This window comes from Qipengyuania intermedia (assembly GCF_019711615.1).
In the GTDB taxonomy this organism is placed as follows: domain Bacteria; phylum Pseudomonadota; class Alphaproteobacteria; order Sphingomonadales; family Sphingomonadaceae; genus Qipengyuania; species Qipengyuania intermedia.
Genome location: NZ_JAIGNS010000002.1, coordinates 434,238 through 457,336, shown reverse-complemented (window position 1 = coordinate 457,336; position 23,099 = coordinate 434,238). Strand labels below are relative to the sequence as shown.

Sequence of the window (23,099 nt, the reverse complement as noted above, 5' to 3'; positions counted from 1 at the left end):
GGTTGCGAGAGAGGACTGGATTTCATGACCAAATGGTTCGGGCGCATAGGTTTCGCCCTTTTGTTGCTCGTGCTTGTCGCATTCGTCGCGCTGGCAACCTGGGAACCGCTGTGGGCAGAGCGCGACGATGTCGTCGAGCCGCAGCGCACCTACACCGCAGAGATCATTCGCGACGAATTCGGCGTGCCGCATATCTATGGCGATACGGATGCGGACGTCGCTTACGGCGTCGCCATCGCCCATTCGGAAGACGATTTCTCGACCTTGCAGGACGTGATCGCCATGGCCCGGGGCCGCTATGGCGCGATCGCCGGCCAGGACGGCGCGGCAATCGATTATGTCTACCACCTGCTCGATGCGCGCGGCACGGCAGAGCGCCACTATCCGAACCTGCCCGAAGACACCCGCGCGCTGTTCGATGCCTATGCGGCAGGGCTGAACCAGTTCGCGGAAGACAATCCGGACGAGCTGAAGCTCGGCAATCTGTTTCCGGTCGAGGGCGAGGACGTGGCGGCAGGTTTCGCGCTGCGCCAGCCGTTCTTCTTCGGCCTCAACGGCGTGATCGAGCCGCTGGTGACCGGCGAGCCGCTGCGCCGCGAATACGGTCCCGACATTCCGGGCTTCCCGCGTTCCACTGATACCGTCGATACCGCACTGCCCTCGCAAGAGGTAGCGATGTCTCCCTTGGGCAAGGACAACGGGATGAGCGGGTCGAACGCCTTTGCCGTCACGCCGGAGAAATCGGGCGGACCCACCATCCTCGTCTCGAACAGCCACCAGCCCTGGCGCGGCGGCGTGGCGTGGTACGAACTCGTCGTGGAAAGCGGCGAGGGCTGGCACTATGCCGGGGCCAATTTCCCCGGCTCGCCCTTCCCCTTCCTCGGCCACAACCGCGATCTGGGCTGGACCAATACGGTCAACACCCCCGACATGATCGACGTCTACCAGCTGGAAATGGACGCAGATGGCAATCGCTATCGCTTCGGCGAGGAATGGCGCGAGCTCGAGCGCAAGACGGTGACCCTGCCCGTGCGGCTCGGCCCGCTCGTCCTGCCGATCCAGCGCGAGGTGCTGCGCAGCGTCCACGGGCCGGTCATCAAGAACGACAATGGCTATTTCGCCTTCCGCTATGGCGGGATCGACAATCTGGGCCAGCTCGATGCCTATTACCGCCTCAACAAGGCCGAAACGCTGGAAGAGTGGGAGGGCATCCTTGCGCGGATGGACATTCCTTCGACCAACTTCATCTACGCCGACAAGACCGGCAATATCGCCTATGTCTACAATGCCGCCCTGCCCGACCGTAGCGAGGGGCCGAACTGGCGGACCGTGCTGGACGGAAGCGATCCGGCGCTCGTCTGGAGCGGTCCGGTCGAATACGGCGAATTGCCGCGTTACCTGAACCCGGCCTCGGGCTGGCTCTACAATGCCAACAACGCGCCCTACACCGCCGCGGGGGCGGGAAGCGATCTCTCGCCCGATGACTTCGCGCCCGAACTCGGTGTCGAACTCAAGCAGACCAACCGTTCGCGCAGGGCTTGGAAACTGCTGAGTGAAGCCGACCGGCTCGACCGCGCCACGCTGGAAGAGATCAAGTACGACACCGGCTATGCGCGTGAAGGTTACGTTGCGGACCTGTGGGACGAGTTGGAAGCGCTCGACCTGTCGGACGAGCCGCGCCTTGCCGAGGCCCGCAAGCTGCTGCTCGAGTGGGATTTCACCGCCGACAACATCGGGCGCGGCGACAGCCTCGCCCTGCTGATGATCCGCGAGTTCATGTCCTGCCGGTACCAGAACAAGGCCTGCCCCAGCGCACGCGACGAGTTGGTGAAATCGGTGGACCATCTGGAAACGCATTTCGGCCGGATCGACCCGCCGATGGGCGACCTGCTTCGCCTGCGTCAGGGCGATGTAGACCTGCCTCTGGACGGCGGATCGGACACGTTGCGCGCATCGACGCTGTGGGATGTCGACGAGGACGGCAGGCTGTCGGTCCGCCACGGCGACAGCTTCATCCAGTGGGTCGAATGGCTGCCGGGCAAGCGAGTGTCCTCGCGCTCCATCCAGCCCTTCGGTTCCGCCACCACGCGGCCCGATTCACCGCATTACGCCGATCAGTCTACGCTGTTCGTCCAGCACCGGTTGAAGCCGGTCCATTTCTGGCGCGAAGATGTGCTGAAAAACGCGAAGAGCCGCAAGACCGTGACAAACGGTCGCTGAGCGTCCAGGCACTTCAAAAAAGTATACCCTTCGGAGCCCCCATGAAACGTATCATTTCCGCCAGCGTCATCGCTCTCGCCGTATCGGCCTGCTCGACCTATTCGCAGGAACCCGTCGATACCGCATCCACCGATGCCGCCGTCACCCAGCAGGCCGTCAGCTACGAGCCCGCCCCGCTCTCGCAGCTGGTGGCGGAAGTCGACATTCCTTACGACAAGTTCATCCTCGACAATGGTCTGACCGTGGTCGTCCACGAAGACCGCAAGGCGCCGCTGGTGGGCGTTTCGGTGTGGTACGACGTCGGCTCCAAGCACGAACCCAAGGGCAAGACCGGCTTTGCCCACCTGTTTGAACACCTCATGTTCAATGGCACCGAGAACGCGCCCGAAGACTGGTTCGAATATATCCAGCAGATGGGCGGCACCGATGTGAACGGGACGACAAATCCGGATCGCACGAACTATTTCCAGACCGTGCCGACTGGCGCGCTCGACCGCGTACTGATGCTGGAAAGCGACCGTATGGGTCACCTGCTCGATGCGGTGACGCAGGAGAAGCTCGATAACCAGCGCGGCGTCGTCCAGAACGAAAAGCGCCAGGGCGACAACAATCCCTTCGGCCTGCTGCGCTACGAAATCTTCGAAAACCTGTTCCCCAAGGGGCACCGCTATCACCACTCGACCATCGGCTCGATGGCCGATCTCGATGCGGCGACCATGGACGATGTGCGCAACTGGTTCATCGACCACTACGGGCCGAACAACGCTGTGCTGGTGCTGGCAGGCGATATCGACACGGCCACCGCGCGCGAGAAGGTGCAGAAGTGGTTCGGCGATATCGAGCGCGGGCCTGAAGTGGTCCACCCCGCCGTCGACGTGCCCACGCTGGCCGAAGAGAAGACCAAGGTCACGACCGACCAGATTTCGACCACGCGCCTCTATCGCATGTGGACCGTGCCCGGTTCCAATTCTGCGGAATCGGTCCCGATGAACCTCGCCTCTGCGGTGCTGGGCGGCCTGTCGAGCTCGCGGCTCGACAACGCACTGGTACGCGAAGACCCGGTCGCGGTGTCGGTAAGCACTTTCAATTACACGCTCGAAGACGCCGGCATCTTCGTGGTGCAGGCCGATGTGAAGCCGGGCGTGGACCAGGACGAAGTAGCAGCCAAGCTCGACGCGCAGATCGCCGATTTCCTCGCCACCGGCCCGACCGAAGACGAGCTTCAGCGCGCCAAGGTCTCGACCATGGCCGGGGTCATCCGCGGCCTTGAATCGGTCGGCGGCTTCGGCGGCAAGGCCCCGCAGCTTGCCTCGGGCGAACTATTCGCGAACGACCCCGGCTATGTGCAACGCCAGCTCGACCAGATGGCCGCCGCAACGCCGGAACAGGTCCATGCCCTGGCGCGCAAATGGCTCTCGCGCCCGGTCTTCAACCTCGTCTTCAACCCGGGCGAACGCACCGAAGGCGGCGAAGATCGCGGCGGCGCCGTAACCGGCCCCGATTCCATCGCGGATATCGCACAGGCGAATTACTGCGCCGAGGAAAGCTGCGACCTGTCGCAGATCGCCACGCAGGCGCAGGCCGATCGCGATACCTTGCCGGAACTCCAGCCGCTGCAAGGTCTCGACTTCCCGGATATCGAGCGCGCGACCTTGTCGAACGGCATGGAAGTCTATTTCGCGCACCGCGATGCCGTCCCGACCGTGTCGGTGCGCGTCGAATTCGATGCCGGTCGTGCCGCTGAAAATGCGGACACGCTGGGCACGCAGCGCTTGCTGCTGAGCACGATGGGCGAAGGGACCGAGCGTCTCGATGCGACCGATTATGCGATCGCGCAGGAACGTCTCGGCGCGAATATCTACAATGGCTTCGATGCCGACTACACCAACTTCTCGCTCGCGGCGCTGGCCCCGAACCTCGCGCCGTCGCTGGAACTGCTGGCCGAAACCATTCGCCAGCCGGGCCTGCGTCCCAATGTGATCGAGCGCGAACGTGCGCAGCTCCTGAACGCGCTGTCGTCGGAACTGAAGAACCCCAATTCCATCGCGGATCGCGTCGGCCGCCGGACGATTTTCGGACCGCACCCCTATGGCCTGCCCAGTTCGGGTCTCGGTACTGCGGCGCGACTTGAAGCGATAACCGAAGCCGACCTGCGCACCTTTCACGATACATGGCTCCGTCCCGACAATGCCCGCATCTTCGTAGTCGGGGATACCTCGCTGGCCGAGGTGACGCGCCTGCTGGAGGCAAGCTTCGGCGACTGGCAGGCCCCTGCCACCGCCAGGCCAGAGCGTAATTACAGCGCCGCTATCCCCGAACCGCGCCAGCGCATCATCCTGGTCAACCGCCCCAATTCGCCGCAGTCGATCATTTACGGCGGCCAGGTGCTCGGCCTGACCGGCCGTGACGATCTTATCCCGCTGATCGCGTCCAACGAGGCGCTTGGCGGGGGCTTCCTTGCGCGGATCAACATGAACCTGCGTGAGGAAAAGGGCTGGTCCTATGGCGCGGGCAGCCAGATCGCGAGCGGGCTCGACCGCGTCTTCTATGGCGTGCGCGCACCGGTCCAGTCCGACCGCACCGGAGATTCGATCAGCGAGATCCGCCGCGAGATCAACGATTTCGTGGATGCGCGCGGCGTCCAGCCCAACGAACTGGAGCGGATCGTCAATTCCAACATGCGTGAACTGCCCGGCCAGTTCGAAACTGCGGGCGATGTGCTCGGCGGGCTAGTCAACATCGTGCGCTACGACCGTCCGGACGATTATTACGAGACGCTGGCGGCACGCTACAACACCCTCACCGCACCGCAGCTCGACCTCGAAGCGCGGCGGAACATAAACGAGGGTGATATCGTCTATATCGTAGTAGGCGATGCCGAAGTGGTCGCCCCGCAGCTCGACACGCTCGGCCTCGAAGTCGAGGTGATCGAACCGCAGGAATGAGCTTGTTGACATCGGTGTAAGTAACGCCGATGTCATCACCACTAGATCCGGCCCGCAGCAGCGGGTCACGCAAAAGGAGAATATGCATGTCCGTAGCCGGTACTTATGACACCGTCGTCAAGAGCCCGATGGGTGACCAGAAGGGCACCTTCACCGTCGTTCCAGGCGATGACGGCAAGACCTTCACCGGCTCGATGGCTGGCGGCATGGGCTCGATGGACGTCAAGGACGGCACCATCGACGGCAATGCGCTGAGCTGGAAGATGGACATGACCGTCCCCATGCCGATGACGCTGAACTGCAATGCAACGGTCGATGGCGACCAGCTGACCGGCACCGTCAACGCCGGCGCATTCGGCGACATGGCGCTGACAGGCGAACGCCAGGGCTAACCCCATCGTCAGACCAGAATAAGGAAGGGCCGTCGGAGCGATCCGGCGGCCCTTTTTCATGCGCGGTGCCTGTAAGGTTCTCGACGAATGTCTGCGCGAGCCACATTCCTGCCATCATTCGCGGTAGGTTGGTCGCGAAAACAACAGTTTCGGGTCGATTCGTTTCTGATGATTTTGCTCCCAGTCCGGGGGCGAATGGGAGGTCTCGCATGACTATTGGACTGAAGCACTTCGTCGCCGGCACCGCGCTGGCTGCCATGACCGCCGTTCCGGTTCTGGCCGAGAAAGCCAGTGAACTAACCTACATCAACGGCTCCTACGGACGCGACGCCGAAGGCCAGCTGCGCGAGCGCGGCTTCGCGCATATCTCCACCCACAAGAACGATATGGGCTACGTCTACAGCTATTGGTGGGACGAGGCCGACGACGACTGCGTCAATGTCGAAGTCTACAATGGGCGGGTCGAAAGCATTACAGATGCAAGCGACCAGGATTGCGGCCATCACAAGGGCAATGCCGGCGCAGCAGTCGCCGCAGTGGCGGGCGCGGCGATCCTCGGTGCGCTGCTCAGCCACAAGTCGCATCACCATGAAGACGACAAGCACCATGACGATCGCGAAGCCGAAGCCCAGTACGAGCGCGGCTACCAGGACGGGCTGCACAACGCATCCTACCACAATTACGACCGCTCCGACGCCTATTCCAGCGGCTACAGCGCAGGCGTGAGCGAGCGCAATGCCAATCTGAGTCACCACCAGGGTCATGGCGGTTACCGTCAGACAGCGCAGATCGCGGATCTTAAAGATGCGCGGGCAGCGGGCGGGATGAGCGAGCTCGAAAGCCGTGGCTTCCGCCAGGTCGACAATTTCACCAGCGGCAATACCCGCTATTCGATCCAGTGGCGCCCGCAGTCGCGCCAATGCGTGCAGGTGACCATCGCAGACGGTCGCTTTTACGACATTCGCGACATCGGCCAGCATCCCAAGTGCCGCTGAGCGAGGGGGACGAGCGATGAAATTCAAGGCTATCGTGGCGGGCGCTTCGGCGCTCGCCCTTGTCGCATGCGGTGAAAGCACTTCCGAACCGGAAGCCGAAGCCGCCCCTGCCGAAGAGCTTGCCGTAATTCCCGAAAGCCTCGCCCCGTTCGGCGATGGCTATCCCAATGCAGGCGATCCTTGCCAAAGGCTGGGTGAAAGCGCGGCGACCTCGAACTATCTCGACGACAGCGCGATGCTGGTCGGCTGCCCGAGCGAAGCCTCCGCCGAGGCGCTGGGCGGCACCATCGTCGGCAATGTCGAAGGCGTGCGCCTGGTCAGCGTGCCGATGGGCGATGCCAATGCAGGCACGGGCGAAGCGATGGGCGAGAACGGGCCGGTGGCGGCTGCCACGCAAGCCGCTGCCCCGGCGCAGGTTCCGATCCGCGGCGCGAACAGTCTCGAGAGCCGCTGCGCCGACAAAGTCGCCAGCACGGTCGGGGCGCCCGTTCTGGGGACCAACCGCATCGAAGAAAGCGAAGCGGCGATCGGGATATACGTGAACGTGCAGGGAGCCGAAGCACCCTGGCGCTGCCTCGCCTATCGCGACGGGACCATCGGTGAGGTCATGTACACCGGGAGCGAAGGCGCGCTCTGACACGACTACAAAGGAGTATCCGGCATGAGGATTGCCATTTTGACATCCGCCCTTGCCCTCACTCTCGCGGCGTGCGGCGACGGCGCGGCGACCGACGAGATGGAGCCGGCGAATGAGGTTATCGACACGGATGCTGCCGCGCAGACCGAAGAGGCCGCAACCCCTGCTTACGGCGAGGGCGATGCCATGGTCGCAGGCACCGATTACAATGCCACGACCATTCTCGACTGCGGCTTCGACAACGCACCGCCCACCCAGAGCTGCGAGGCGGGCGTAAAGCGCAACTGGGGCGAGGATGGCACGCATCTCGTCGAGGTGAGCAAGCCGGATGGTAGCAAGCGTGCGATCTTCTTCAACGGCACAGAACCCTATGGCGCGGACAGTGCGCAGGCGGACGGTTCGGCAGGCTGGGATTTCACTACAACGCGTGATGGAGACCAGGTGACGGTCAAATTCGGACCCGAAACCTATGTCCTCGTCGACGCGCTTATCACCGGTGGCTGAAGCGGGTCAGCGCTTCCACAACCAGTAGAGGATGGCCGCGTTGATCGCAGGCGCAAGGATTGCGACCCACGGTCCCACCAGGCCCAGCCGGTCGGCGAGGATGTTCCATGGCAGGCCCAACGGCATCAGGAACACGCCGGACAGTGGGTCCTGCTCCTGCCCGAACCAGCCGACGGTGCCCACGGCAAGCAGGAAGAGCGCGATGGCGTAAAGCGCTGTGAAGACGATGAAGGCCCACTTCATGTGGCGCAGACTATACCCGATCGCGCAAAACACAAAGGGCCGCCGGATCGTCTCCGGCGGCCCCCTTGTCTTAGTGCTGTCGGACTGACGTCAGTCGACGATGTCCATTTCCTCGATCAGGCCCTGCGCCCCGTCGACCTTGTCCATGACCCACAGCATATAGCGGGTGTCGACATGGATCGTGCGCGTGGTGCGCGGGTCGAAGTCCCAGTCCGAATTGACGCTTTCGAACGTGCCGTCAAACAGCAGGCCGACCAGCTCTGCACGTGCGTTCAGCGTGGCTGAGCCGCTATTGCCGCCGGTGCTGTCGAGATCGGAGAGGAAGTTCACCGGCACCGAGCCGATGCTGTCGAGCTTATACTTACCGTAATCCTTCTCGCGGATTTCCTGCAGTTGCTTGGCCGGAGCGTTGAACGGGTCTTCGCCGGTGTCTTTCTCCAGAATGCCTTCCAGCGTCGTGAACGGCAGGTAAGCCATGCCGTCCTTCGGCGATCCGCCCATCACCGTGCCATAGGTCACGCGCAGCGTGGAGTTCGCATCGGGATAGGTCGAGAGCCCCTGCGAACGCTGCCACTGGGTGATCGCCTCCATATAAGCGGGGCGCAGCGCCTGTGCGCGTCCTGCACGCTCCTCTGCTTCGGCTTCCTGCTCGCGCTCGTATTCGTAGAGCGCGACGGCAAGCTGGATGAACGGGTCTTCGCTCGCCTCGAAATCGGCCGGGCTGGCGTCCATCAGCGCAAGGCGCGTTTCGCTGTCATCCAGCGTGGTGCCTGCATAATAGCTGTCGAGCTTGGCCGACAGGGCCGCCGCATCGACATTGCCGGTGAGGCCCAGCGCATTGTCGAACACGCCCACGCGGTTCTCGGCCGGTTCTTCGAGATAGGTGTCGAGGAACAGCAGCCACTGCGCCTTGTCGACCGAAGCCTCATACCGGCGATCCAGCGCCTGCAGGCCCTGCGCGAAGAAGGTCATGTCGCGCTCCTGATAGCCCGGCTCGCGCTGCGCATCGGGCTTCAGCCGTTCCTGCGACAAGCGATAAAGGCGCTGCGCTGCCGAAAGCAGGGCAGGACGGGTCGCGAAATTGTACCAGAAGGCCTTCTTCGCGGCGGCCGCACCTTCTTCGTTCAGCGCCTGCAAGCCGGTGATCGCCTCGCCATAATTCGCGCGCGAAGCATCTGCGGCAATCCATGCAGCCAGTGCTTCTTCGCGGGCACGGCGGCGGTCGACGAGACCGACACGGCGCGCGCCTTCGAGCTGGCCGCGCGTGTTCTTCTCGAAATTGTTCAGGCTGGCGAGCAGCGATTCGTACTTCACGCGCGCATCCGAACCTTCGGGAGCGGCCTCTTCGATGGTGTCGATCCAGTCGTTCACCAGCGTGACGTAGGTCGGATAGCTCCAGCTGAAGGTGTTCTCCACCTCGGCCAGCGTGGCATAGCGCTGGGTCGATCCGGGATAGCCGGCAGCCATCACGAAATCGCCGTCATCGAGACCTGCTGCGCTGACCTTCAGATGGTGGTCGGGGCGGTAGGGCACGTTGTCTTCGGAATAGTCCGCAGCCGAACCGTCGGGTGCGACATAGGCGCGGTAGAAGGCGAAGTCGCCGGTATGGCGAGGCCACATCCAATTATCGATATCGCCGCCATACTTGCCGATCGAATCGGCCGGCGCGTAGACGAGGCGCACGTCGCGCACTTCGAGGCGCTTGATCAGCGTGTATTCCGCGCCGCCATAGAAGCTGGCGACCTGGCAACGCGATCCGGCATCCTGTTCGCACTCGGCGGTAATGTCCTTCATACGCTGTTCAAGCGTGTCGTAACGCTCGGTCGCCGACAGGGCATCGACGCCGTCGCGCATGCGGGCCGTCACGTCGGTGATCTTGGTCGTCACATAGATCCGCGAGCCGGGCGCGGCAGGCAGCTCGTCGCCCTTCGCCTTGGCGAGGAAGCCGTTCTCGAGATAGTTGTTCTCGGCGGTGGAGTTGTACTGGACCGAACCACGGGCGCAGTGGTGGTTGGTCACGACCAGGCCTTCGGGAGACACGAAGCTGGCGGAACAGCCGCCGAGCGACACGATCGCACCCATCGGGAAGCCGGTCAGGTCGGTCAGCGTTTCCGGATCGATTTCGAGGCCGGTTTCCTTCAGGTCTTCGGCGATCTCCGGCAGCTGGCCGGGCGTGAACATGCCTTCCTTGGCGGCAAGCGGCGCGGTCGCGGTGCAAGCGAGCAGCGCCGCGAGAGTAGCGGTCTTACGCATTGATTTTCAGTCCCTCACATGGCGCGCGTGAAAACGCGCGAAACGCGCAGAGGGCTAAAAGCTGGCAAGGTGTTGTGCAAGCGAGACTTCTGTCAGGGACTTACCTGCCCGACGAACGGCGTTCAGATATGGGCGCGCACCGCCTGGTAGGCGGCAGCCGCCACCGTGTTCGCCAGATTGAGCGAGCGCACCTTGTCCGATCGCATCGGCAGTCCGACCAACTGCACCTCATGCGCGGAGACGATCTGGTCTGGCAGTCCCTTGGTCTCGCGTCCGAAGACGAGATAGGCGTCGTCAGGGTAGTCGGGTTCGTAGAAGCTGCGCTTCGCGTATTCCTCGAACAGGAACATCTGGTCTTCGCGCGGGGCGCGCTCGGCAAGGAAGGCCTCCCAGCTGGCGAATTCGACCAGCCGGATATGCGGCCAGTAATCGAGGCCGGAGCGCTTTACGCGCTTGTCCGAAATCTCGAAGCCTAGCGGGTGGATCAGCACCAGTTCCATGTCGAGCGCCACACAGGTGCGCCCCACCGCGCCGGTGTTGCCGGGTATCTCGGGATGGACAAGGACGATGGAGGTCATCGCGCCCGGAAAAGGCCCCACAGGAACAACGCCCAGCCAAGGGTCAGCGCCGCGCTCGAGGCCAGGACTATCAGGCCGACCACGGCTTCGGCTGCGGGTGTCCCGGCATATCCTTCGCCAGCCATCGGCAGGGTCTCGCTCGCACCGGTAACCGCGGCAAGGGTCAGGCCGAGCCATAGCCCCACCATGCCCACCGCCAGCGCCCATCGCGCCGTGGCTTCCATGCGTTCGCCAAGGCGCGCCGAGGACCACAGGATGCCCGCAATCATCACGGCCATACCGCTTTGCACGGCGTCGAGATGTGCGGACAGCGCCATCCGCGGATTGGCGTGAAGCTCGATCACTGCGCCCTGGACCAGCCCGGCGAGGAAAAGCGCCGCCCCGGTCACCACCAGCGAACGGCCTGCCGGGGAAAGCACGATTTGCATCAGCCCAGCTTGTCCTTGAGGATCTGGTTCACGACCGCCGGATTCGCCTTGCCCTGCATGGCCTTCATGGTCTGGCCGACGAAGAAACCGAACAGCTTGTCCTTGCCGCCGCGGTATTCCTCCACCTTGTCGCCATTGGCGGCGATGATCCCGTCGATCGCCTCCTCGATGGCGCCGGTATCGCTGACCTGCTTCAGACCCTTTTCGTCCGCGATGGCTTCCGGATCGCCGCCGGTGCGAAGGACGTGTTCGTAGATTTCCTTGGCCTGTCCGCCGGAGATTTCGCCCTTGTCCTGCATCGCCAGGATCTTCGCCTGCGCTTCTGCAGTGGCATTGGCCGGATCGGCTTCGTCGCCCAGCGACTTCATGACGCCGGGAGCGACCGAAAGCGCCCAGTTCGCCACCTGCGTCGCGACTTTGGCTTCGGGCTTGCCGATCTGGCTGGCCGTTGCCGAAAGCAGCGTTTCGAAGCGGCCGAAGGTTTCGACCTCTGCCGTCAGTTCGCGCGCGTTGTAGGGCGTAAGACCCAGCTCGTTCTCGTAACGCTGGCGCTTGGCGTCGGGCAGTTCCGGCAGGCTGGCGCGGCATTCTTCGATGAAGCTGTCTTCCAGCTCCAGCGGGAGGAGATCGGGATCGGGGAAGTAGCGATAGTCGTGCGCGTCTTCCTTGCTGCGCATGGAGCGCGTTTCATTGCGGTCGGGATCGTAGAGCCGCGTTTCCTGCACCACGCTGCCGCCGTCCTCGATCAGGTCGACCTGGCGGCGCGCTTCCTGTTCGATCACCGCCATCACGAAGCGGACCGAGTTCACGTTCTTGGTTTCGGTGCGAGTACCCAGTTCGCTGGAGCCGACCTTGCGGACCGAGACGTTGACGTCGGCGCGCATGGAGCCCTGCTCCATATTGCCATCGCAGCTACCGACATAGCGCAGGATCGAACGCAGTTTGCGCACGTACGCCCCTGCTTCCGCAGGCGAGGTCATGTCGGGCTTGGAAACGATCTCCATCAGGGCGATGCCCGTGCGATTGAGATCTACATAGGACATGGTCGGATGCTGGTCGTGCATCAGCTTGCCCGCGTCCTGTTCGACGTGGATGCGCTCGATCCCGATGATCTTGTCTTCGGGAATTCCGGCCTTCTCGTCCGCCTCGATCACGAGCTGTCCTTCGCCCACGATGGGGTGGTAGAGCTGGCTGATCTGGTAGCCTTGCGGCAGGTCGGCGTAGAAGTAGTTCTTGCGGTCGAACCGACTCCACTTGTTGATCTGCGCCTCGATCGCCATGCCGGTGCGCACGGCCTGACGGATGCATTCACGGTTGGGCACGGGCAGCATGCCGGGCATGGCCGCATCGACGAGGCTGACCTGCGTATTCGGCTCTGCACCGAAAGCGGTGGAAGCGCCGCTGAATAGCTTGGCGTTGGAAGTGACCTGCGCATGGACTTCGAGGCCGATCACGACCTCCCATTCGCCCGTTGCGCCCTGGATGCGATACTTTTCCATTAGAGAGTCTCGTTAATTTCGTTGCTGAAGGTCCGGCACTCAAGGGCATCGAAAAGGTACAGGGCAGCGATAAGAAAAGCCCCGAAGAAAAATGGCGTCAACCCGCAGCCCAATACTAGCGCGCATATCGCACAGATGGGATAGAGGACAAGCCAACCCTTGCGTCGCCGTAGGCGCTCATCATTCTCGTCCGATCGTTGCTGCCGGCTTCTTCTGAATGCGGAGTTGGCCGACCAAAGTGTCAGTGTCGCAAAATAAAGAGCAAACCAAATCGATGCGGTCTGCAAGTCGGGCAAGGAGATCGCAGCAACGGCAAGAAGTACGTATGCGATTACGCGGTAGGTCACCGTTGGCGCCAAGCTGAAGCCCGAAGCATAATCGGATTCATAGGTCTTAAAATCGTCAATTCCGTCTTTGAGGTTCCACACAAAAATCAACATGAGAAAAGCATATTCGGCCAATCCGCTGGCCACCGCAATCGCCTGAGCGATGACTACGAAAACATTGGCAGAAAGTGCGGCACCGAGAACTTGGGGAAGCCTAATGACGGCTCTGGGTGTCACCACCACTTCTCCGGCTTGGCCTCGAACCCGGCACGCTGCTGGATCGCCAAACCGGCGTTGAGCACGCCCTGCTCGTCGAAAGGCTTGCCGACGAGTTGGAGGCCGAGCGGCAGGCCGTCCTCGTTGATCGTGGCCGGAACGCTCATCGCGGGGAGCCCTGCCAGCGATGCGGGAACGGCGAAAACGTCGTTCAGATACATCGTCAGCGGATCTTCGTTGAGCGAACCCAGCGGGAAGCTGGCGGTCGGCGTGGTCGGCGCCAGGATCACGTCGCACTCGGCCCAGGCATTCTCGAAATCCTGCGCGACAAGCGTGCGGATCTTCTGCGCCTGCGTGTAATAGGCGTCGTAGAAACCGGCGCTGAGCACGTAGGTGCCGATGAGGACGCGGCGCTTCACCTCGTCACCGAAACCGGCGGCGCGGGTGGCAGCATACATGTCCTGCAGACCCGCCCCATCGGGCAGGTCGCGCAGGCCGTAACGCACGCCGTCATAGCGTGCAAGGTTGGACGAGGCTTCTGCAGGGGCGATGATGTAATAGGCCGGCAGCGCGTACTTGGTGTGCGGCAGCGAGATATCGACAATCTCCGCACCGGCATCGCGCAGCCATGCCTTGCCCTGTTCCCAGCTGTCGAGAATGGCCTGGTCGGTGCCGTCCATGCGGTATTCCTTCGGGATACCGATCTTCTTGCCCTTGAGGTCCGCATCGAGCGCCGCTTCCCAGTTCGGCACATCCATCTGGAGGGACGTCGCGTCCTTGGGATCGAAACCGGCCATGGCTTCGAGCATGATCGCGCAATCTTCGACGCTGCGCGCCATCGGGCCTGCCTGGTCGAGGCTGCTGGCAAAGGCGACGACGCCCCAGCGGCTGCAACGGCCATAGGTCGGCTTGATGCCGCAAATGCCGGTAAACGCCGCGGGCTGGCGGATCGAACCGCCCGTGTCGGTGCCGGTCGCGGCAGGCGCAATGCGCGCAGCGACGGCGGAGGAGGAACCGCCCGAGGAACCGCCCGGGCTCATCGCGGCATTGGTGCCGTCCTTCTTCCACGGCGAATTGACGTTGCCGAAGTAGCTGGTCTCGTTCGAGGAGCCCATCGCGAACTGGTCGAGGTTGAGCTTGCCGAGCATCCCTGCGCCGGCATCCCACAGGTTCTGGCTGACAGTGCTTTCGTACTGCGGCTTGAACCCTTCGAGGATGTGGCTGGCTGCCGTGGTCTGGACGCCGTGGGTTGCAAACAGGTCCTTCATGCCGATGGGCACGCCGCCCATCTTGCCGAGGTCTTCGCCCTTGGCACGCTTCGCATCGACCGCATCGGCGGCTGCGAGCGCATGATCGGGCGTGGTGACGATGAAGGCGTTGAGCTCGGCAGCGGCTGCGACAGCGGCGTTGAAGCTTTCGGCCACTTCGCGCGCGGTGAAATCGCCGCCGGCCACGCCGTCGCGGATTTCCTTCACGCCGAGTTTCGTCAGTTCGTTTGCGGTTTCTGGCATTATTCGATCACCTTGGGCACGCCGAAGAAGCCGTGTTCGGCTGCCGGAGCATTGGCCAGCACATCGTCGCGCCGTCCGCCGGACGTTTCGGGAATGGCGTCGACCACATCGTCGCGCAGGCGCAGCGTGTTCGGGATGACCGCGGTCATCGGCTCCACGCCGGAGGTGTCGACTTCGCCCAGCTGCTCCACCCAATCGAGGATGTTGTTGAGCTCGGGCACCATGCGATCCAGCTCCGCATCCTCCATCCGGATGCGGGCCAGAGAGGCGATTTTCGCCACTTCTTCTCGGGTAACTGACATGGGCGCGCGTTAGCCGTGTGGCGCGCGCGCTTCAAGCAGGCTTTGCGCCTTATTCGACCGGCGCTTGCTGAGGGGCACCCTGGGGCCCGTCGGGGCCGCCCTGCGCACCCATCTGGGCCTGCAATTGCATGAAGCGCTGCTGCGCTTCTTCGAGCGACATGATTTCCGTAACTTCGACCTCGAAGATCAGGTCGCTATTGGCCGGAATGTCCGATCCGGGAGGCGGCGTTGCGCCATAGGCCTGCTCTGCCGGGATTTCGATGCGGTACTTGCCGCCCTTCTGCGTCTGCATCAGGCCTTCGGCGAAGCCTTCGATGATGCCGCCCTGCTCGTCGAGCGGGAACGGCGTGCCAGCCGGGAATATCTCGGGCGGGAACGGGCTCGGCTGCGAACGGTCGAATTCCGTGCCGTCGGGCAGCGTGCCCACGTAATTGGCAAAGACAACATCGCCGATCTGCGGCGACGGACCGACACCTTCGGTCAGCGTTTCCACTTCCACGCCCTTGGGCACGGCGGCCCATGCCAGGCCTGCCCCCAGAAGGATGGCGACGATAACGCCAAGCCAGAGCTTGGTGAGCGAGCCCTTCTTGATGGGGCGGAGCGGTACGCGGGTGATCTCGGTCATGTAAAATTCGCCTGTGATACGCAAAGGGCGCGGATTTCTCCGCGCCCTCATGGCTTAGCTTGTCGTAGGTCGCAACCCGGGATTACTTGATCCCGTCACGCTCCATGCGCTTACGCTCCAGCTTGCGAGCGCGGCGAACTGCAGCAGCCTTTTCACGGGCGCGCTTTTCGCTGGGCTTTTCGTAGTGGCGGCGCAGCTTCATTTCGCGATAGACGCCTTCACGCTGCAGCTTCTTCTTGAGCGCGCGGAGGGCCTGGTCGACATTGTTATCGCGAACCATGATCTGCATAAAATTCAATACCTCGACTTACGGGCCAGAGCCCGCTTGTAGCGGGGTATGCCTCCTTGAATAGGGTTTCGCTTTATCAACGAAAAGCGCGCCGAATCCGTTCCGGACCGGCTCGAATGGCCGCCACATACGGATTCGAGCCATAAAAGGCAAGCGTGCAGTGCCGCCTTTCGCAAACCCGCGCGAGCGGCTAGGGGATCGCGCAATGTCCACCCTCTCCCCACTCGCCGCAACCTTGCACGTCGCCATCGGCGGCGGGATCGGCGCGGCCATGCGTTACCAGGCCGGGCGCGCGATGACGCAATGGCTCGGCGCGCCGATCATGGGCGCCTTCCCCTTCGCCACCCTCGCCGTCAATGCAATCGGCAGCCTCCTTATGGGAGTGCTCGCCGGCTGGCTGGTGCGATCGGGTGCCGACACGAGCGAGCAGACGCGCCTGCTGCTCGGCGCAGGCGTACTGGGCGGCTTCACCACTTTCAGCGCCTTCAGCCTGGAAATGGTGATGCTGATCGAGCGCGGACAATATCTCTTCGCAACACTATATGCCGTCCTTTCCTTCGCGCTCGGCATTACCGGGCTGATGGTCGGGCTTGCAGTCATGAGGATGGCAGGATGAAAACCTCCGACGAAGTACGCCAGTTCACGGTCGAGGCCGACGATGACGGCATCCGTGTCGACCGCTGGTTCAAACGGCACTTGCCGCAAGTGGGCTTCGGCACCGTCAGCAAGTGGGCGCGCACCGGCCAGGTCCGCGTCGACGGCAAGCGGGTAAAGCCCGACGACCGGCTCGAACAGGGCCAGCAGATCCGCGTGCCCCCGGGCGGCGATGCGGCGCACAAGAAGCCCAAGGCCAAGCGCGAGCTGAGCCAGGCCGAGATCGAACAGGCGCACGACATGGTCATCAAGAAGACCAAGTCCGCAATCGCGCTCAACAAGCCCGCGGGCCTTGCCACGCAGGGCGGCACCAACACCTTCAACCATGTCGACGGGCTGCTCGATGCCTTCGTCGAAGGCGAGGACGATGTGCGCCCGCGCCTCGTGCACCGGCTCGACAAGGATACCTCGGGCGTCCTGCTCGTGGCGCGGACGCCCGGTAGCGCGGCGTTCTTCTCGAAGCGGTTTTCCGGTCGAAGCGCCAAGAAGATCTACTGGGCGCTGGTGGTCGGCGTGCCGGACATCAAGCAGGGCGTGATCGAGGCACCGCTCGCCAAGCAGCCCGGATCGGGCGGCGAGAAGATGCATGTCGACCATGAAGGCGGCGCACCTGCCAAGACCAAGTATCGCGTCGTGGAAACGGCGGCCAAGACCGCCGCGTGGCTCGAACTCCAGCCTATGACCGGTCGCACCCACCAGCTGCGCGTTCATTGTGCGGCGATGGGCCATCCCATCGTCGGCGATGGCAAATACGGCGGGCGCGATGCTTTCCTGACCGGATCGATCAGCCGCAAGATGCACCTCCACGCGCGCCGCCTGATCATCGACAGCCCGGATGGCGGCAAGCTGGACGTGACCGCCGACCTGCCCGAACATTTCGCCGCCTCGCTGGAACAGCTGGGTTTCGACGAGAACGCCAGCGACGCCACGCCGATGCGTGACGATCCGCCGCCCAAATCGCGCGAAGAGAAGAAGCAGCAGGCTCGCCAGCACGCCAAGAATTACCGCAAGGCCCAGCGCGGCCCGCGCAGAGCGCGTGGCGGAACCGGCGGAAAGGGCCCGGCAAAGGGCAAGGGCAAGGGCAAGCACTGATGCATCCCAATCCGCTCTTCCGAACCGACGACAAGGAGCTAATCGAGTGCATTGTGGCGGAGGCCGGGTTCGGGATGGTGTTCCTGACCACGCCGGACGGACCGCGCGTCGCCCATGTCCCCCTGATCGCGAGCGGCGATGGCGCGCTGCGGTTTCATATTGCGCGATCGAACGCGCTGGCCGCCCATCTGGGCGGAGCGAAAGCGCTGATCGTCGTCAACGGACCGCGCGGATACGTCAGCCCGCGCTGGTATGCCGACCGCGCTTCCGTCCCCACCTGGGATTATGTCGCGATCGAACTGGAAGGGGTGGTGTCGCGCCTCGATGACGAGGGGCTCGAGGCGTTGCTGCACACTTCCATAACGCAGTTCGAGGATGGTCTCAGCGGAGAACCTTGGCAGGCGAGTGAAACGCCGGACAGCCATTGGGCGAAGCTGTTCAAGGGAAACGTCGGCTTCGAACTCGCAGTGGAAACCATGCGCCCCACGCTCAAGCTGTCGCAAAAGCAGCCCGCCCCTGTCCGCGAGCGGATCGCAGAGCAACACGCGGCGCACGGCAACCCGCATCTGGCGCGCTGGATGCGCAAGGTGCCGGCATGACCCGGCTCGCCGTATTCGATTGCGACGGCACGCTCGTCGATGGCCAGGCCGCCGTGTGCGAGACGATGGAACGCGCTTTCGCCGCCATCGGCAGCCCCCCGCCCGAACGCAACGCGATCCGCCGCACCGTCGGCCTCAGCCTGCCGCTCGCCGTGCGCGAGCTCATGATGGACGGACGCGAAGTGGACTGGTTGCAGGTGGTCGAAGCCTACAAGCGCCTGTTTCGCGAAACGCGGCTGTCGGGGGCGCTGCACGAACCTCTCTATGACGGCATGGCCGACCTGCTTGCCCGGCTCGACGAGGATGGCTGGCTGCTTGGCGTAGCCACGGGGAAGAGCGACCGGGGCCTTCATTCCTGCCTCGAAACGCATGGCATCAAGCAGCGCTTCGTGACGCTGCACGGCGCGGATCGCTATCCCTCGAAACCCCATCCCGCCATGCTCGAAGCCGCACTCGACGAAGCAGGCGTGAGTGCGGACGACGCGGTCATGATCGGCGACACGAGTTTCGATATCGAGATGGCCGGGGCCGCGGGCGTGCGGGCTATCGGCGTCGCCTGGGGCTATCACGATCCCGCAGAACTCATGGCAGCGGGCGCGCAGTCCGTTGCCTCCACCATGGAAGAACTGGAGAATATGATCCGTGGCCGATGAAGAGACTGTCGCCCGCCGTTTCTGGGTGATCCAGATGGCCCGCCTGAGCGCCTTCGTCATGGTGTTCATCGGCGCGCTGATCGTCAGCAAGATCATCGATCTGCCCGTTTTCGTCGGTTACATCATCCTCGTGATCGGCCTCGCCGAGTTCTTCGTGGTGCCCGCAGTTCTCTCCAAGCGCTGGAAATCGGGCGAGTGATGAAACGCTTCTACAAGGACGTGAGCGTCGCGGAGACCGATCTCGGCTGGACGGTCCATCTCGACGGGCGGCCGATCAAGACGCAAGCCGGCCAGCCGCAGGTCCTGCCGAGCGAGGCGATGGCCGAAATGCTCGCCGCGGAATGGCGCGCACAGGGCGAAAAGATTGACCCTGCCTCCTTCCGCTTTCGCGACATGGCGGACTATGCGCTCGACGTGGTCGCACGCGATGCCGAGGCCGTGATCGAAAAGCTGGTCGGTTATGCGGAGACGGATACGCTGTGCTACCGCGCCGATCCAGAAGAGCCGCTCTACCGCCGCCAGCAGGAGGTGTGGGAGCCGATCCTTGCAGCCATGGAAGCGCGCGAAGGCGTGACGCTGCACCGCGTGAGCGGGATCGTCCACAAGGCGCAGCCTGCATCCAGTCTCGACACATTGCGCCAGCGCCTCGCCGCGCTCGGCCCCTTCCACCTCGCCGCGCTGGAACAGCTAACCTCGCTCGCTGCATCGCTATGCGTAGGGCTCGAAGCGCTGGAAGAAGCCGCCGACGGTGACGGATTATGGGCCGCTGCCAGCCTCGAAGAAGAATGGCAGGCCGACCTCTGGGGCCGCGAGGAAGAAGCCGAAGAACGCCGCGCCAGGCGCAAGGGCGATTTCCTTGCAGCGATGCAGTTTGCGCGGGCCGCCTCCTGATCATCATGTCTGGCGCGATAGCCGCCGGCAACATATGGTCGTGACATGAGCACGACCTTGTTCAATCGATACCTCGACAGGATCATCGACCGCGGCACGCTGCACGTCACCTTCGCCGACGGGTCGGTTTCCCGTTTCGGGTCTCCGGCAGAGGGCTTCCCGGACGTTGCGATCCGGCTCGCCGACAAGAAGGTCCCACGGGACATCGTGCTCGATCCGCGGCTGGGTGCGGCAGAAGCCTTCATGGACGGGCGCCTGGTCATCGAGCAGGGCGGGATCATGGAGCTTGTCGAACTGCTGCGTTCCAACCAGCCGTGGGACAAGGGCGGCACCATCGGCTCGCCGAAGCTGGTGCGACGGATCGTCAACCGCATCGGCTTCGCGCGCGAGGCGGTGAACGACCGGATCCGGTCGCAGCGCAACGTGTCGCACCACTACGATATCGGCAACGACCTCTATAAACTGATGCTCGACCCCGAGCACATGCAGTATTCCTGCGCCTATTGGGCCGACGGGGTGGAAACGCTGGGCGAAGCGCAGGAAGCGAAGCTTGCACACATCGTCTCCAAGCTCGCGCTCGCCGACGGACAAAGCGTGCTCGACATCGGTTGCGGCTGGGGCGGCATGGCCATCTATCTTGCCAGGCATTTCGATGTGAAAGTGCACGGGATCACCCTGTCGCGCGAGCAGCTGGAACTTGCCAAAGAGCGCGCCGCACAAGCCGGTGTGGCCGATCGCATAACTTTCGAGCTGGTGGATTATCGCGAGTTGGCGAACCGGGGCAGCCGGTACGACCGGATCATTTCGGTCGGCATGTTCGAACATGTCGGCAGGCCGCAGTTCGATACGTTCTTCCAGACCTGCGCCAACCTGTTGGCGGACGACGGGGTGATGCTTCTCCACACCATCGGCCGCATCGGTGGGCCCGGCATGACGGATGCCTTCACCCGCAAGTATATTTTCCCCGGCGGCTATATCCCGGCGCTGTCCGAAACCGTCGCCGCGAGCGAGAAGTACCGCCTGATCGCCAGCGATACGGAGATGCTGCGCCTGCATTACGCAAGAACGCTGCGCGCATGGTATGCGAACTGCATGAAGCACCGGGAAGCGATTGTCGGTATGTACGACGAACGCTTCTTCCGGATGTGGACCTTCTACCTCGCGGGGGCGACGTCGAGCTTCGAGAACGGCGGCATGTGCAATTACCAGATCCAGTATTGCCGCGACCGCCGCGTCTTGCCGCTGACGCGCGATTACATGATGCAATGCGAGCAGGAACTGGCGTCACGCTAGCGGTGGTCGGGGCGGTGTAAGCGGCTCGTTAGCTTCGTTTCATTTCTGGTGCCGGAGTAGGCTGCCGAAACAGGCGCCTAATGGGTGGAAAGCGGAAGCTAGAGGCGGTTCGGGTTTTTGGGATTGGAAGCACGGCGCTGCCAGACGCCGCGAACGGTCTGAACGACATTCACGACCAGCAGCGCTGTAAAGACAGGCCAAAGCCAAGTGTCGGAGATTCCCTCCACCCAATCGAAGTGGAGGCAAGCCCAGCAAGCACCGAAGAACGCTAGCGTGCTCAACCAAAGATAAATCGAATTGCGTGCGTCTTCGCTCATTGAACTCGTCCTACCAAGCCGCAAGGATAGTGGCACGCACACCCAATGTCCGCAATCGGGTCGTCAGCGGACTTTCAGCGCCCTTACGGCCTAGCCAACCCACTCCGCGACCTGCCCCGCGACATCGTTCGCGGCGCGGTTGAGGGCGGGGCCGACGCCTTGCACGTCGGGCGTCACGCCCGGGACCACGGCTTCGAAGCGGCGGGTTTCGACTGCGCTGCCCTCGCCTGCGCGCACGGCGTCGAAGACGACCACTACGCTGGAGGTCGAGGCGTCGTAGCCGAACTGGCGCAGCGTGCCCGAGATGCGGTTGACCGCCATCGCGCCCGGATCGTCACCGTCGACGACCACGCGGCCCGACTGCGTGCGGATGGTTTCGGCGATCAGGCGGCGGAACAGGCGGGCGGGCTTTTCCACCCACACCGCATCCTTGAGATAGGCGAGCTCGGTGGCGTTCACCTGCACAGGCACGCGCGTCACGTCGAGCGCGGCCGGGGCCTCGAACTCGGTCAGCGCCAGCGCGGTGCCCGCATCGCTCGATCCGCCGGTTCCGGCAGGCGCGGTGGCCGTGGGCGTCAGGGTCAGCAGGCTTTCGGGCGGTTCTGCGCCGAAGCTGATGCAGCCGCCCAAGAGCAGGGCCGGGGCAAGGATGGCGAGGGTCTTGGTCGTGTTCATCGCGCGATCCCGTCTCATGGTTCGTATTCCGGCAGCGGCTGGCTGGAAAGCAGCGAGCCTGCGCCCTTCTCGTCGATCTTTTCGGTCACGCTGCGCAGCGCCTTGCTGGTGGCGCGCAGGTCGCGCAGCGTCGCTTCGGCGGCGGGCAGCGTGCTTTCGGTCAGCTGCTTGGTCGCCGGGCGCGCTTCTTCGAGCGTCTGTTCCAGCGCCTTGGCCGCGCCGCCAGCCGAAGCCAACGTCTTGCGCAGTTCCTGCGCCAGCTGCTCGCCCTCGGTATTGATCAGGCGGTCGGTCGATGCCGTGACCTTTTCGAATTCGTCGAGCGCTTCGGCCGCTTCGCGCAGGGTAACCTGCAATTCGGCCATGGTCCGCTCGATCTGCGGGGCGGTTTCGGCAAGGCTGCGCGTCATCTGGTTGGTATTGGCAAGGATGCCGGCGATCTCGCCCTGGTTTTCCTCGTCCAGCAGCTGCGTCAGGCGTTCGGTCAGCGTCGCCAGCCGTTCGAGCAGCAGCGGCGCGTTGGACAGCAGCGCGTTCAGGCCCCCGTCCTGCGGCGGAATGATCGGCACGCCTTCGGTGCAGGCCGTGGTTTCGCAAGTGATGGGCGGCGCACCACTGCGCGCACCATCCAGCAGGATGGTCGAGACGCCGGTAAAGCTGCCCTGGATGGTCGCGGTGGTGCCGACCAGAATCGGCACTTCTTCCTTCACGCTGATGCGCACGCGGACGAATTCGGGATCCTTGTCCCACAGCACGATCTGGTTGACCTGCCCCACGGGCACGCCCGCAAAGCTGACCTGGCTGCCATTGGCGAGGCCTGCGACCGACTGCTTGAAGAAGATGTCGTATTCCTTCTGGGCGCCTTCGCCCCAGCGCGCCAGCCAGACGATGAAGAGCGCAAGCGCGGCCAATACGGCCAGCGTTACAGCCCCCACCCAGATGTAATTTGCCCGCGTTTCCAT

The 23,099-nt window shown here is 63.6% G+C and carries 26 protein-coding genes; 13 read left to right on the top strand and 13 right to left on the bottom strand.

The genetic code is table 11. The annotated features are described in order from the left end of the window. Nucleotides 1-24: 24 nt before the first annotated feature. From K3179_RS08575 to K3179_RS08550, 6 genes are all read left to right on the top strand, one after another. Nucleotides 25-2,220, top strand: coding sequence for an acylase (locus tag K3179_RS08575; protein ID WP_221564011.1), 2,196 nt, complete (start codon nt 25-27; stop codon nt 2,218-2,220). A 41-nt stretch (nt 2,221-2,261) separates the two neighbouring features. Next, entirely contained in the window at nt 2,262-5,165 is a 2,904-nt protein-coding gene (locus K3179_RS08570) for a M16 family metallopeptidase (RefSeq protein ID WP_221564009.1), read from the top strand. Between the two features lie 86 nt (nt 5,166-5,251). Beyond that, the gene (locus K3179_RS08565) at nt 5,252-5,557 is read left to right on the top strand and encodes a hypothetical protein (RefSeq protein ID WP_090480638.1); all 306 of its coding nucleotides are present in this window, start codon (nt 5,252-5,254) and stop codon (nt 5,555-5,557) included. A 209-nt stretch (nt 5,558-5,766) separates the two neighbouring features. After that, a complete protein-coding gene (locus K3179_RS08560; protein WP_221564006.1) occupies nt 5,767-6,552 on the top strand; it encodes a hypothetical protein in 786 nt (261 codons plus the stop codon). A gap of 16 nt (nt 6,553-6,568) precedes the next feature. Next, nucleotides 6,569-7,189 carry a hypothetical protein gene (locus tag K3179_RS13460; RefSeq protein ID WP_247712914.1) on the top strand — a complete coding sequence of 207 codons (621 nt, stop codon included), beginning with the start codon at nt 6,569-6,571 and terminating at the stop codon, nt 7,187-7,189. Nucleotides 7,190-7,213: 24 nt separating this feature from the next. Further along, nucleotides 7,214-7,693: a hypothetical protein gene (locus K3179_RS08550; RefSeq protein WP_247712913.1), complete on the top strand. Its 480-nt coding sequence runs from the start codon at nt 7,214-7,216 to the stop codon at nt 7,691-7,693. A 6-nt stretch (nt 7,694-7,699) separates the two neighbouring features. On the opposite strand, the gene K3179_RS08545 is transcribed toward K3179_RS08550, so the two are convergent. From K3179_RS08545 to rpsU, 10 genes are all read right to left on the bottom strand, one after another. Further along, on the bottom strand, nt 7,700-7,936 hold the full coding sequence (locus tag K3179_RS08545) for a hypothetical protein (RefSeq protein WP_221564004.1): 237 nt from the start codon (nt 7,934-7,936) through the stop codon (nt 7,700-7,702). Between the two features lie 90 nt (nt 7,937-8,026). Continuing rightward, nucleotides 8,027-10,189, bottom strand: a complete 2,163-nt coding sequence (locus K3179_RS08540; protein ID WP_221564002.1) for a S46 family peptidase — start codon at nt 10,187-10,189, stop codon at nt 8,027-8,029. 122 nt (nt 10,190-10,311) lie between these two features. Continuing rightward, on the bottom strand, nt 10,312-10,767 hold the full coding sequence (locus tag K3179_RS08535; RefSeq protein WP_221564000.1) for a tRNA (cytidine(34)-2'-O)-methyltransferase: 456 nt from the start codon (nt 10,765-10,767) through the stop codon (nt 10,312-10,314). Then, nucleotides 10,764-11,195, bottom strand: a complete 432-nt coding sequence (locus K3179_RS08530; RefSeq protein WP_221563998.1) for a hypothetical protein — start codon at nt 11,193-11,195, stop codon at nt 10,764-10,766. The genes K3179_RS08535 and K3179_RS08530 overlap by 4 nt, the downstream gene beginning before the upstream one ends. Then, a complete protein-coding gene (gene gatB, locus K3179_RS08525; protein WP_221563996.1) occupies nt 11,195-12,694 on the bottom strand; it encodes an Asp-tRNA(Asn)/Glu-tRNA(Gln) amidotransferase subunit GatB in 1,500 nt (499 codons plus the stop codon). The genes K3179_RS08530 and gatB overlap by 1 nt, the downstream gene beginning before the upstream one ends. Then, nucleotides 12,694-13,257 (bottom strand): hypothetical protein, encoded by a 564-nt coding sequence (locus tag K3179_RS08520; RefSeq protein WP_221563995.1) that lies wholly within the window; start codon nt 13,255-13,257, stop codon nt 12,694-12,696. Before K3179_RS08520 ends, gatB begins: the two co-directional genes overlap by 1 nt. Then, on the bottom strand, nt 13,254-14,747 hold the full coding sequence (gene gatA, locus K3179_RS08515; protein ID WP_221563993.1) for an Asp-tRNA(Asn)/Glu-tRNA(Gln) amidotransferase subunit GatA: 1,494 nt from the start codon (nt 14,745-14,747) through the stop codon (nt 13,254-13,256). The genes K3179_RS08520 and gatA overlap by 4 nt, the downstream gene beginning before the upstream one ends. Continuing rightward, complete coding sequence (gene gatC, locus K3179_RS08510) at nt 14,747-15,049, bottom strand: Asp-tRNA(Asn)/Glu-tRNA(Gln) amidotransferase subunit GatC (protein ID WP_090480620.1); 303 nt, start codon at nt 15,047-15,049, stop codon at nt 14,747-14,749. The genes gatA and gatC overlap by 1 nt, the downstream gene beginning before the upstream one ends. A 49-nt stretch (nt 15,050-15,098) precedes the next feature. Further along, complete coding sequence (locus K3179_RS08505) at nt 15,099-15,674, bottom strand: FKBP-type peptidyl-prolyl cis-trans isomerase (RefSeq protein WP_221563991.1); 576 nt, start codon at nt 15,672-15,674, stop codon at nt 15,099-15,101. Between the two features lie 82 nt (nt 15,675-15,756). Then, entirely contained in the window at nt 15,757-15,963 is a 207-nt protein-coding gene (rpsU, locus tag K3179_RS08500) for a 30S ribosomal protein S21 (RefSeq protein WP_006834591.1), read from the bottom strand. 205 nt (nt 15,964-16,168) lie between these two features. Between rpsU and crcB the strand changes: the two genes are divergently transcribed. Genes crcB through K3179_RS08465 form a run of 7 tightly spaced genes read left to right on the top strand, consistent with a single transcriptional unit; the run spans nt 16,169 to nt 21,145 of the window. Next, entirely contained in the window at nt 16,169-16,579 is a 411-nt protein-coding gene (crcB, locus tag K3179_RS08495) for a fluoride efflux transporter CrcB (protein ID WP_221563989.1), read from the top strand. Continuing rightward, nucleotides 16,576-17,709, top strand: a complete 1,134-nt coding sequence (locus tag K3179_RS08490) for an RluA family pseudouridine synthase (RefSeq protein ID WP_221563987.1) — start codon at nt 16,576-16,578, stop codon at nt 17,707-17,709. The genes crcB and K3179_RS08490 overlap by 4 nt, the downstream gene beginning before the upstream one ends. After that, nucleotides 17,709-18,308 carry an FMN-binding negative transcriptional regulator gene (locus K3179_RS08485; protein ID WP_221563985.1) on the top strand — a complete coding sequence of 200 codons (600 nt, stop codon included), beginning with the start codon at nt 17,709-17,711 and terminating at the stop codon, nt 18,306-18,308. Before K3179_RS08490 ends, K3179_RS08485 begins: the two co-directional genes overlap by 1 nt. Beyond that, on the top strand, nt 18,305-18,961 hold the full coding sequence (locus tag K3179_RS08480; protein ID WP_221563983.1) for an HAD-IA family hydrolase: 657 nt from the start codon (nt 18,305-18,307) through the stop codon (nt 18,959-18,961). Before K3179_RS08485 ends, K3179_RS08480 begins: the two co-directional genes overlap by 4 nt. Next, entirely contained in the window at nt 18,951-19,160 is a 210-nt protein-coding gene (locus K3179_RS08475) for a hypothetical protein (RefSeq protein ID WP_221563981.1), read from the top strand. Before K3179_RS08480 ends, K3179_RS08475 begins: the two co-directional genes overlap by 11 nt. Continuing rightward, nucleotides 19,160-19,852 (top strand): ATP12 family chaperone protein, encoded by a 693-nt coding sequence (locus K3179_RS08470; RefSeq protein ID WP_221563979.1) that lies wholly within the window; start codon nt 19,160-19,162, stop codon nt 19,850-19,852. The genes K3179_RS08475 and K3179_RS08470 overlap by 1 nt, the downstream gene beginning before the upstream one ends. Nucleotides 19,853-19,897: 45 nt before the next feature. After that, nucleotides 19,898-21,145, top strand: coding sequence for a class I SAM-dependent methyltransferase (locus K3179_RS08465; protein WP_221563978.1), 1,248 nt, complete (start codon nt 19,898-19,900; stop codon nt 21,143-21,145). A gap of 98 nt (nt 21,146-21,243) precedes the next feature. Here the strand turns inward: K3179_RS08465 and K3179_RS08460 are convergent, their stop codons facing one another. The 3 genes from K3179_RS08460 to K3179_RS08450 all read right to left on the bottom strand — a co-directional run bounded on the left by K3179_RS08460 (nt 21,244) and on the right by K3179_RS08450 (nt 23,099). Next, nucleotides 21,244-21,462 carry a hypothetical protein gene (locus K3179_RS08460; RefSeq protein ID WP_221563976.1) on the bottom strand — a complete coding sequence of 73 codons (219 nt, stop codon included), beginning with the start codon at nt 21,460-21,462 and terminating at the stop codon, nt 21,244-21,246. A gap of 90 nt (nt 21,463-21,552) precedes the next feature. Next, nucleotides 21,553-22,155, bottom strand: a complete 603-nt coding sequence (locus K3179_RS08455; protein ID WP_221563974.1) for an ABC-type transport auxiliary lipoprotein family protein — start codon at nt 22,153-22,155, stop codon at nt 21,553-21,555. Continuing rightward, nucleotides 22,152-23,099, bottom strand: a complete 948-nt coding sequence (locus tag K3179_RS08450) for an MlaD family protein (RefSeq protein ID WP_221563972.1) — start codon at nt 23,097-23,099, stop codon at nt 22,152-22,154. The genes K3179_RS08455 and K3179_RS08450 overlap by 4 nt, the downstream gene beginning before the upstream one ends.